This is a genomic window from Mesorhizobium sp. M4A.F.Ca.ET.090.04.2.1, assembly GCF_003999085.1.
Classification (GTDB): domain Bacteria; phylum Pseudomonadota; class Alphaproteobacteria; order Rhizobiales; family Rhizobiaceae; genus Mesorhizobium.
On sequence record NZ_RZOT01001042.1, the window covers coordinates 1 to 384 of the forward strand.

Genomic DNA, 384 nt, shown 5'->3' on the forward strand with positions numbered 1-384 from the left:
GGCTGCCCGCCGCTGCCGCGCGCGCCCGCAAGGCGGAAGCGGGCCAGGCGCACAGCACCAATGGCGACGACAATGACGCGCCGCTGGGCGGCAAGGGCACCGACAATGACTGACCGGCCGATCCTGATGTTCGATTCTGGTGTTGGCGGCCTCACGGTGCTGCGCGAGGCGCGCGTGCTGATGCCCGACCGGCGCTTCGTCTATGTCGCCGACGACGCGGCCTTTCCCTTCGGCGCCTGGGAGGAGCCGGCGCTGCGCACGCACATACTCGATCTCTTCGCCAGGCTGCTCGACCGGTTTTCGCCGGCGATCTCGGTTATCGCCTGCAACACCGCATCGACGCTGGTGATCGAAGCGCTGCGCGACAGGTTCCCCGGTCATCCC

At 69.0% G+C, this 384-nt stretch carries 1 pseudogene; it reads left to right on the forward strand.

Features of this window, described 5'->3' with window-relative positions:
• Positions 1–105 precede the first annotated feature (105 nt).
• A pseudogene (locus EN781_RS33950) lies at positions 106–384 on the forward strand (glutamate racemase); the annotation flags it as partial.